Genomic DNA, 9,984 nt, shown 5'->3' on the forward strand with positions numbered 1-9,984 from the left:
CACAGGGTTACGGCTTGAACCGCAGCACCTGCGGGTCGTGGTCGCTGATCTGGTCGTGGAACTCCGAGTTGATGTGCACGCTGTCGTACTCGAAGTCGCAGTCCCTGCGGATCGACGGACTCACCAGGATCTGGTCGAGGACCTGGCTGTTGCCCTGGTAGTCGTACGTGTAACGCTCGCTCTTCGGCAGCGACTTGATCGCCGACCAGAGCGCGCCGTCGTCCTCGAGCAGCTTCGTCGTGCCGGAGAACTCGAAGTCGTTGATGTCACCGAGGGTGACGACGTCCGCGTTCTTCTGGGCCGCGAGGATCTCCTTGACGAAGGTGTTCACCGCGGTCGCCTGGAGATGACGCTGAGTCTCCGAACTGCGCGCCGGCGGCTGGTACTGCGAGGTCAGACCCTGGTCGCCGCCCTTCGACGCGAAGTGGTTGGCGATCACGAAGACCGTCCTGCCGCGGAACACGAACTCGCCCGCGAGCGGCTTGCGGCTGCTCGTCCAGGCCGAGTTGGCCGGGTCGACACGGCCGGGAGAGACCGTGAGCGCCGCCTTGCCGTGCTCCTTGGTGACCCCGACGGCGGTCGTCGCGTCGCCGCCCGCGCGATCCGTGAAGGAGACGCGCTCGGGGTTGAAGAGGAAGACCTGGCGGATGTTGCCGCCAGGCTCGCCGCCGTCCGTGCCGTCCTGCGGGTCTATGGAGCGCCAGTCGTACGCCGGGCCGCCCGCCGCGACGATCGCGTCGATCAGCTTCCGTACGGTCTGGTCGGCGGCGACCGTGCCGTCGTTCGTCGCGCCGTTGTTGTCCTGGATCTCCTCCAGGGACAGGATGTCCGGCGACCGCAGGTTGTTCACGATCGCGGACGCGTGGGCGGCGAACGAGGCATCGCCCGGGTCCAGGTTCTCCACGTTGTACGTCGCCACGGCCAGCTCGCTCCGGGACTGCTTCCGCGTCGTCTCGCGCTCCAGGCCGCCCGCGTCCAGGGTGCCGAGTTGGTTGGCGACGAGGGTGTAACCGCCGAAGGAGTTGTAGTCCAGCGGGCCCGCGGTGGTGCCGGTGAGCTCGTCGCCCACGTCGGCGGCCGGGAAGTCGGCGCCGGCGCCGAGCGACTGGATCTGGAGCCGGCCGGTGTTCTGCGAGGTGTACGAGCCGTACACCGTGCCGCCGCGCCGGTTGTCGTTCTCGTTCGGCTTCACCGTGACCCACAGCTCGGTGTACGGGTCGGTCGCGGTGACCACGCGGGCGTCGGAGACCTTGACGTTCATGCCCTCGAGGGACTCGTAGTAGTCCAGGGCGTACTTCTTCGGCCGCAGGGTGAGGCCGTTGACCGAGCCGCCCGCGGCGGTGTCGCCTGCGGGGGTGTAGAGGGCCGGGACCGACCTGGCGTTCACGGCCGTCGCGGCGGGGACGGTGTTGCCGCTGGAGAGCACGGTCACGACCGGCCTGGTGATCTCCGTGATCGACTGGTTGCCGGACGTGGCACCGCCCGGGACGAACTCCGAGACCGTGCCCGACACCGTGACCGAGTCGCCGACCGCGACCTTCGGGACGGAGCTGGTGAAGACGAAGACGCCCTCACTGGTGGCCGGGTCGTCGTCCGCGTTCGGGTCCTGGATCCAGAAACCCCGCGACGAACCGTAGGTGCGCACACCCGTGACGATGCCCGCCACGTCCGTGACGGCCTGGCCCGCGTACGGGGAGGTCCGCGTGGTGCCCTGGATATCGCGGATGTGCGGCGTGTCCGCGTGGGCGGGTGTGGTGAGCACCACGGCGGAGACGGTGGAACAGACCGCGGCGACGGTCAGCGCGCCTGTGCGCGCGGTTCTCCTGCTCGGCAAGGGAATCCTCCGGGGACTTACGTGGGCGCCGGGACGAGGGTGGAACCGTGGGGGAGCGCGGCCCGCGTGGGGCGGGTGACGCGCGTAGACACAGGCGGGCCGACGGTCTCCCTGCTTCTACGCGCGTCAATCTCGTGCGTGTGCGGGGGAGTTGTCAAGGTTTCAGCGGTGTACGACGCCTGTCAGGGACATGAACCGGGCGGCATGGGGCGAAATCCGTCTAGGCTGAGAGGTCGGTGCGGCGCTTGTACCGTCGGCGTCGGCGTCCCTCGTAGCGTGGGCGCTGTCCGCGTCGCCGGCTCGCACCGCCTGCCCGCACCGCTTGTCCTGCATGTCCGGAGGAGAACCCAGCCGATGTCAGACAGCTCTCCCTTGCCGCCGGTGCGGCTGCACTCCGAAGCCGAGCTGGCTCGGGACGCGCTCGCCGCGCCGCTGCTCTCCCGCGCCGCACGACTGGCTCGCTGGGCCGGTCCTGACACCCGGGTCGGTGCGGGTGGCGAACTCACCGCGGAACAGCTCCCGGAAGCCGCCGCCGAACTCGGACTCACGGGTGACGACGCGGCCGCGTTCGCCAGTGAGGCCTGGCGGGTGGCCGCGGACACCGGGCTCGTCGAGATCGTGGACGAGGAGGAGGGCACGGTCACCGCGGGCGAGGACCTCGCGCTCCTCACCTCCGGGGCGCCGCAGGACGTCCTCGGGGTGTGGCTGGCCGCGCTGGACACGGTGCTGGCCGACGCGACGGTGCCCGACCTCGACGATCTCGTCGGCGCCATGGACGAGAGCGGGGAGATCGACCTCTCCTCCCTGGACTGGGATCCGGAGGCGGAGGCCGACTTCCTCGACGGGGTGCTCGGCAACCTGTACCTGCTCACCGTGGGGGAGGAGGGTCCCGGCGACGGTCCGGTGCCGCTGCCCGCGCTCGCCGCGTCGATGATCGTTCCCGACGACATGGGGGAACCGACCAACGACGTCCTGGAGCAGGTGTCGGACGCGATGATGCGGCTCGACGACCAGTTCCGGCTGCTCGAACCCATCGGGATCGTCGACTTCCAGCCGGTCGACGAGGCGCTGATGGCGGAGCCCGACGACGAGCGGGCGGAGCCCGCGGCGTCCTTCGACGACACGGACGTCACGCGGTACGGGATGGTACGGCTGACACCGCTCGGCCTCTACGGCATCCGGGCCCGGCTCCTCGAAGCGGGGCTCTCCGCTCCCGCGGTCGGGGATCTGGCCGACAAGGGTGCCGACGCGCTGCTCGACGGCACCTCCGCCTTCCCGCCCGCCGCGGCGCAGGCCGAGACCGAGCAGTGGCTCGCCCGGCGCGAAACCTTGCCCGCAGCAAGGGAGTTGCTCGCCGCGGCCCGTGGGGCCGACTCCGGAGCGCCCCTTCGGCGGCTGCGCTGTCAGCAGGCGCTCTCCCTCGTGGGTACGGACGCGGAGCCCGCCCTTCGCGAAGTCCTCGACGACGCCGAGCTGGGCGGACTCGCGCGGGTCTGGCTGAGCGAGCACGGGGCGGCCGACGTGCCCGTTCCGTCCGAGGCGATGGTCTTCTGGCTCACCGTCGACACCCTGGCCGCGCAGCTCGCCGCCGAAGGCAACTCGGCCGAACTGCAAGCCCTGGTGGAGGGTCTCGCCCAGCAGCACAGCGGCTTCTTCGCCGCTGCGTGGCGGGTCGAACACCCGGCCACGCCGGACGTGCTGGAGGCGATGGGGCGGCTGCACCCGGACAAGAAGGTGGCCAAGGAGGCTCGCAAGGCGGCGTTCAAGGCGCGGTCGCAGCAAGGGAGTTAGGGCTTGTTCTGAGTTTCTGAGTTCCCCCGTGGAGCAAGGAACGGCGCCGCGGGCGTGCGTGCCCGGCGCCGCGACGCCGCGACGCCGCGGGGGAACTCGGAACAGGCTCTCGGGGAGCGGGGCGCCTTGGATGCGCCTCGGGGTGGTGGGGGGGATGCGCCTCGGGGTGGTGGGGGGTTTGGCCGGGTGTCCTGAGCGCGGGTCGGTGCGGGTCGCTGCGGGTCGGTGCGCGCCGCTCGGCCGGGCGGATTCACGGAAGCGGGTGCCCCGAAGTCGACGTCCGTTCAACCGCCGTTCAGGCGCGGGCGGGACGGTGTGGCCGATACGGAGGTCCGTCACCCCGCCCCCCACGACAGTCCTATCCGACCGTCACAGGAGACACCATGTCGCTCACCCGCAGGGACTTCGCCACACGATCCGCGATCACCGGCGCCGGTGTCGCACTGGCCGGCAGCGTCGGCGCCCTCGCCACCGCGCCGAACGCCCTCGCGTCCACGGAGACCGAGACCGAGAGTGAGGGCGTGGAGTCGGCGGGCCACCAGCACGGCGTGGGCTACGGACCGCTGATTCCCGACCCGAAGGGCCTGCTCGCGCTGCCCGCCGGGTTCTCCTACCGCGTCATCACCTACAGCGGCAGGACGAAGCTGGAGTCGGGCGAGTTCACGCCGTCCAACCACGACGGCACGTCCACCTTCGACGGGCCGCGCGGCACCACTCTCCTGGTCAACAACCACGAGCTGGCCGGCCCCCGCGCCCAGTGGCCCCACCCGGTACCGCTCACCGAAGGTCTGGTCTACGACCCGGCCGCGGCCGGCGGCTGCACGGTCGTCGAGATCCGCCCCGGCGGCCACGTCGCCGAATGGGTCGGCATCGCGGGTACCGTCACCAACTGCGCCGGCGGCAACACCCCCTGGGACACCTGGCTGACCTGCGAGGAGACCGAGGACAAGTCCGGCACCAACGGCTTCACCAAGGACCACGGCTACGTCTTCGAGGTCGACCCGAAGGACCGCCGCCGCAACAAGAACCCCAAGCCCATCAAGGCACTCGGCCGCTACGCCCACGAGGCCGTCGTCGTCGACCCCAGGCGCGGCCGCCTCTACCTCACCGAGGACGCCTCAGGACCCAACGGGCTGCTGTACCGCTGGACTCCGCCGCAGGGCTTCGAACACGGCCACGGCCGGCTGGCCACCCTCGCCGACGACGCCGGCGCCTACCAGGCCTTCAAGTGCTTCGACTCCGGCGGCAAGTTCGTCGACGACCTCTCCCGCGCCACCAGGATCGGCACGGTGTACGGCGTCGACTGGATCGACGTTCCCGACCGTGACGCCAGGACCGTCTCCGTCCGCAAGCAGTTCACCGACGGCCAGGTCACCCGCGCCCGCAAGCTCGAGGGCATGTGGTGGGGCGACGGCGGCGTCTACATCGTCTCCTCGTACGCCCGCACCGAGAGCCCCGGTCAGGCGCACGACGGCGCCGTCTGGTTCTACGACCCCAAGCGCCGCACCCTGACGCTGAAGGTCCTGATCGGCGTGAACCCCGACCCGTCCGTCGACGGCGCCCTCGACGGCCCCGACAACATCACCGTCTCCCCGTACGGCGGCCTGGTCATCGCCGAGGACGGCTCGGGCATCCAGCACCTGTTCGGCGCCACCGACAGCGGCCGTACATATCCGATCGCCCGCAACGAACTCAATATCGGCACCGAAGCGGCCCCGGAATACAGCGAGTTCACCGGCGTCACGTTCTCGCCCGACGGCAGGACACTCTTCGCCAACATCCAGGTGCCCGGCATCATGCTGGCCATCAAGGGACCCTGGAAGCGCCAGAAGCGCGGGTAGTTAATTCGCTCGCCCGCCCCGCGGTACGCCTCTTAGAGTGATGGATGTCCAGGTGCGAAGGCAGGACCTACTTCCACTCATAATGGGGCGGCCGCGGGTTCGAGTCCCGCCACCGGTACAACTCACCGGTGTAGCTCAGGGGTTAGAGCACCTACGTCGGTTCCGCCGGCCTTGAACTCTGGACACACAACTTCATGCACCTCCCGGTGCGAAGGCTGCGGCTACTTCTTTCGACAGGAATCCAGGCCGCCGCCGACTTTGATCTCGGGAGGCGCGGCTCATGGTGTGTGCCCGGTGCGCAGGCAGCGGTTACTTCTGGGAACGGCGGGTCGCGGGTTCGAATCCCGCTTTCGCCCCTGGGGCGTTGTAGCTCAGTGGCAGAGCAGCCGTTTTGTTCCGTCGCCGACCTCTGAACTCGGGCACACTCCATTTGTCGCGCCTTCCTCCGGTACACCAATGAATTCGGGGGGAATTCACCATGGCGCGATTCAACTCCAAGTCCGCGAAGGCACAGCCCACTTCGCGCGTGACCTCCACGGGGCGGGTGCTCCGTACCTTCCAGGGCGGCCGGGGACGCGAGCGTGACCGGCGCTCCGAGCTCTTCCTGCTCTCCGTGGCCAACCTCGTCTCGCAGAACACCTTCTACGAGACCGGCGCGGACCGTGACGACCGGTTCGCCGCGCTGGTGCGCGAGCTCGCCGTCGCCGACCCGTCGTGGACGGCGGCCCTGCTCGGCTGGCTGCGCGGCGAGGGCAACCTGCGCACGGCCTCGATCGTGGGCGCCGCCGAGTACGTGAAGGCGCGTCTCGACGCGGGCGCGACGGACGGACCGGCCAACCGCCAGGTCGTCGCCTCCGTGCTGCGCCGCCCGGACGAGCCCGGCGAGCTGCTCGCGTACTGGACCTCCCGGTACGGCCGCAACGTGCCCAAGCCCGTCAAGCGGGGTATCGCCGACGCCGTACGACGTCTCTACAACGGCAGGTCGCTGCTCAAGTACGACACCGCGTCCAAGGGTTACCGCTTCGGGGACATCCTCAACCTGGTGCACGCGGCGCCGGACCCCGACAAGGCGTGGCAGGGCGAGCTGTTCCAGTACGCGCTGGACCGGCGGCACAACCCGGACACCGCCGTGCCGCCCGCGTCCAGCCGTGTGCTCGTCGCACACCGCGAGCTGATGGCACTGCCGGTCGCCGAGCGGCGCGCTGCGGTGACCGCGCCCGACGGTGCCGAGCGGCTCGCGGCGGCCGGCCTCACCTGGGAGGCGCTGGCCGGCTGGCTCCAGGGACCGATGGACAGGGCTGCCTGGGAGGCGGTCATCCCGTCCATGGGAGCGATGGCGCTGGTCCGTAACCTGCGGAACTTCGACGAGGCGGGTGTGTCCGACGAGGTGGCGGCCCAGGTCGCCGCCAGGATCAGCGACCCGGCGGAGGTGGCGCGTTCGCGGCAGTTCCCGTTCCGCTACCTCGCCGCCTACCAGCACGCGCCCTCGCTGCGCTGGTCGTACCCGCTGGAGCGGGCGCTCGCCCACTCGCTGGCCGGCGTGCCCGCGCTGCCCGGACGGACGCTCGTCCTCGTCGACCGGTCCGGCTCGATGTTCTTCTCGCGTCTTTCGGACCGCTCGGAACTCACCCGGGCCGACGCCGCCGCGATCTTCGGCACGGCGCTCGCGCTGCGGGCGGCGGACGCGGACCTCGTCGAGTTCGGTACGAGCAGCAAGCGCGTGAAGTTCCGCGGGGGCGAGTCGGTGCTCAAGGTGCTGGAGCGGTTCGGTGACCTCGGCGGAACCAACACGACCGAGGCGGTCCGCCAGCACTACAAGAAGCACGACCGGGTGCTGATCGTCACCGACGAGCAGGCGGCGCAGAGCTACCACGGCGACCCGACCGAGCAGGTCCCGGCGGGGGTACCCGTCTACACCTGGAACCTGGCCGGGTACCGGGCGGGGCACGGTCCGTCCGGGCAGGGGAACCGGCACACGTTCGGAGGGCTCTCGGACGCGGCGTTCCGGATGGTGCCGCTGTTGGAGAGGGCTCGGGACGCCGACTGGCCGTGGGTCGCCGCCTGAGGCGGACGGGGCCGGGAGCCGTCTCCGGTCGGTGAGTGCGGCCCGTACCTCGGTACGGGCCGCACGCCGGTGCCTGTTCCGACCTGACATCGACGCGCGCTGTTCTGAGACCGCGCCCGGGGCCGGCGGCAATGCTGAGTAAAGTACGGAGAGGGTCCCCGGTTGGCGAGGAGTGGCTGAATGGCGCAGGTCAAGCCGATGCGGGCGGATGCGCGGCGGAACTACGAGCGGCTGCTCAAGGTGGCGGCGGTCGCCTTCGCCGAGTACGGGGAGGGCGCGTCGCTCGACGACGTCGCCAAGAAGGCGGGGGTCGGGTCCGGCACGCTGTACCGGCATTTCCCGACGCGGCGGGCGCTGTTGGAGGCCGTCTACGTCGACAGCATCGAGGCGATCGCCGCTCGCGCGGACGCGCTCGCGGCGGAGTTGCCGGCCGGTGAGGCGCTGGTGGAGTGGCTGAACGAGCTGAGCGTGTCCATGATCCGGCTTCGTGGGCTGAAGGCGGTGCTGGGGGACGCGGTGCTGGGGGACGCCGCCGCCGAGTCGAGCGCCGCGGTGCGCACGGTGTGCGGTACGTCGGTGACGGCGGCGGCCACTCGGCTGGTCGGGGCGGCTCAGCGGGCGGGGGCGCTGCGGGGGGATGTGCTGCCGGTCGAGGTGTTGCGGCTGGCGCATGGGATGGCTGCCGCGTCGGAGCTGGCGGATGGCGAGGGTAAGCACATCCGGCGGTATCTGATGCTGCTCACGGAGGGGCTTCGGCCGTAGCGGGGAGGGGTCCTGGTCTCGCCTGCGGGGGGTCGAGTCTCGCCCGAGGGTGGGTGGGGGGTCGGGGGCGTGCCGGTACGTCCCGCCCGTCGCCGCCGGATCAGACGTCGGGCAGGAGGGGACGGGTCCGGTGACGCGAACGTACGCGACGGGCATCTGGACGTACCGGCACGCCCCCTTCCGCCGTCCTGTGGCTGCGGGTTCGGAAGGGGGCGGCGCGGCTGTGCGGGGGCGGTTCGTTCCCGGCCCGCTGCTGTCAGAGGGACTGGGCCGCCGGCTTCACCATTCCGCGGACCGTGCGGGACTTGACGAAGTCGCCCAGGGCGGTCATTTCCCATTCGCCGGAGAACTGCTTGATCAGCTTGGCCATGATGACGCCGGTCTGGGCTTCGGCGCTGGTGAGGTCGAAGCGGACCAGTTCCTCGCCGGAGGCGGCGTCGATGAGGCGGCAGTAGGCCTTGGCCACCTCGGTGAACTTCTGGCCGGAGAAGGAGTTGACCGTGAAGACCAGGCCCGTGACCTCCTGCGGGAGACGGCCCAGGTCCACGACGATCACCTCGTCGTCGCCGCCGCCCTCACCCGTGAGGTTGTCGCCCGAGTGCTTGATCGCGCCGTTCACGATGGAGAGCTTGCCGAAGTAGCAGCTGTCGATGTGGTTGCGCTGCGGGCCGTACGCGATGACCGAGGCGTCCAGGTCGATGTCCTTGCCGCGGAACGCGGGCTCCCAGCCGAGGCCCATCTTGACCTGGGAGAGGAGCGGGCGGCCGCCCTTGACCAGGGAGACGGTCTGGTTCTTCTGGAGGCTGACCCGGCCCTTGTCCAGGTTGATCTTGCCGGAGGAGGGAGGGGCAGCGGCTGCGGTGGGGGGAGCGGCCGGGGGCGGCGGGGTCGTCACCTGGGTTCGCGCGGCCGGGGCGGGCGTGGGGGCCGCCGGCTGGGCCGCGGCGGGGGCCGGTTCCTCCACCGAGACGCCGAAGTCCGTGGCGATGCCCGCCAGGCCGTTGGAGTAGCCCTGGCCTACCGCGCGGGCTTTCCACACGCCGTTGCGGAGGTAGACCTCCACGATCACCAGGGCCGTCTCCGAGCCCAGCTGGGGCGGGGTGAACGACGCCAGTACGGAGTTGTCGTCCGCGTTGCGGATGGTGGCCGTGGGTTCGATGCCCTGGAAGGTCTGGCCCGCGGCGTCCGGGCTCGCGGTGACGACGATCTTCTCGATGCCCGGGGGGACCGCGGCCGTGTCGACCGTGATCGTGTCGGGGGACGTACCGCCGCCCGAGCGGTACGTCACTCCCGGGCCCGTGGGCTGGTTGAAGAAGATGAAGTCCTCGTCGGAGCGCACCTTGCCGTCGGCGGTGAGCAGCAGGCTCGACACGTCGAGCCGCACCGGGGCGGTGACGTCCACCGTCACGCGGGCGACGGGGAGAGGGATGTTCGAGCCTGGCGTCATAGCTGTCATGACTGGGGTAACGAGCGAGTGCGCTTTGCCGTTCCCTTACCTAGCGGGCCGTTTGGGGGATGGGGGGTGGGTGAGGGAGCGGGAGGGGGTGGGAGGGGTTTTCGCCCCCACCGCCCCTTCCCGTCCCGTGTCCGGGGGGGGGGGGCCCCCCCCCCCCCCGCGCGCGGGGGGGGGGGGGGGGGGGCCGCAAAAAACGCCCCGCGGGGGAGCCCCCCCCCCACCACACCCAACACCA

Annotated in this window: 6 protein-coding genes; 4 read left to right on the forward strand and 2 right to left on the reverse strand. The window is 70.9% G+C overall.

Annotated features, from left to right (window positions below):
* Nucleotides 1-7 precede the first annotated feature (7 nt).
* Nucleotides 8-1,834, reverse strand: a complete 1,827-nt coding sequence (locus tag ACIBLC_RS22335) for an endonuclease/exonuclease/phosphatase family protein (protein WP_399212832.1) — start codon at nucleotides 1,832-1,834, stop codon at nucleotides 8-10.
* 354 nt (nucleotides 1,835-2,188) lie between these two features.
* Between ACIBLC_RS22335 and ACIBLC_RS22340 the strand changes: the two genes are divergently transcribed.
* The 4 genes from ACIBLC_RS22340 (at nucleotide 2,189) to ACIBLC_RS22355 (ending at nucleotide 8,293) form a co-directional block, all read left to right on the forward strand.
* Nucleotides 2,189-3,625 carry a hypothetical protein gene (locus ACIBLC_RS22340; protein ID WP_399212833.1) on the forward strand — a complete coding sequence of 479 codons (1,437 nt, stop codon included), beginning with the start codon at nucleotides 2,189-2,191 and terminating at the stop codon, nucleotides 3,623-3,625.
* Between the two features lie 383 nt (nucleotides 3,626-4,008).
* The gene (locus tag ACIBLC_RS22345; RefSeq protein WP_399212834.1) at nucleotides 4,009-5,466 is read left to right on the forward strand and encodes an alkaline phosphatase PhoX; all 1,458 of its coding nucleotides are present in this window, start codon (nucleotides 4,009-4,011) and stop codon (nucleotides 5,464-5,466) included.
* 478 nt (nucleotides 5,467-5,944) lie between these two features.
* A complete protein-coding gene (locus tag ACIBLC_RS22350) occupies nucleotides 5,945-7,531 on the forward strand; it encodes a TROVE domain-containing protein (protein WP_399212835.1) in 1,587 nt (528 codons plus the stop codon).
* 180 nt (nucleotides 7,532-7,711) lie between these two features.
* On the forward strand, nucleotides 7,712-8,293 hold the full coding sequence (locus tag ACIBLC_RS22355) for a TetR/AcrR family transcriptional regulator (protein WP_399212836.1): 582 nt from the start codon (nucleotides 7,712-7,714) through the stop codon (nucleotides 8,291-8,293).
* A 256-nt stretch (nucleotides 8,294-8,549) separates the two neighbouring features.
* On the opposite strand, the gene ACIBLC_RS22360 is transcribed toward ACIBLC_RS22355, so the two are convergent.
* Nucleotides 8,550-9,740 carry a TerD family protein gene (locus ACIBLC_RS22360; RefSeq protein WP_399212837.1) on the reverse strand — a complete coding sequence of 397 codons (1,191 nt, stop codon included), beginning with the start codon at nucleotides 9,738-9,740 and terminating at the stop codon, nucleotides 8,550-8,552.
* Between the last annotated feature and the right edge of the window lie 244 nt (nucleotides 9,741-9,984).

The organism is Streptomyces sp. NPDC050535, assembly GCF_044457665.1.
GTDB lineage: Bacteria > Actinomycetota > Actinomycetes > Streptomycetales > Streptomycetaceae > Streptomyces.

Excerpts from the sequence above, each read along its gene's own strand:
- ACIBLC_RS22360 (WP_399212837.1), bottom strand. The coding sequence starts at position 9,740 with ATGACGCCAGGCTCGAACATCCCTCTCCCCGTCGCCCGCGTGACGGTG.
- ACIBLC_RS22355 (WP_399212836.1), top strand. The coding sequence starts at position 7,712 with ATGGCGCAGGTCAAGCCGATGCGGGCGGATGCGCGGCGGAACTACGAG.
- ACIBLC_RS22340 (WP_399212833.1), top strand. The coding sequence starts at position 2,189 with ATGTCAGACAGCTCTCCCTTGCCGCCGGTGCGGCTGCACTCCGAAGCC.
- ACIBLC_RS22350 (WP_399212835.1), top strand. The coding sequence starts at position 5,945 with ATGGCGCGATTCAACTCCAAGTCCGCGAAGGCACAGCCCACTTCGCGC.
- ACIBLC_RS22345 (WP_399212834.1), top strand. The coding sequence starts at position 4,009 with ATGTCGCTCACCCGCAGGGACTTCGCCACACGATCCGCGATCACCGGC.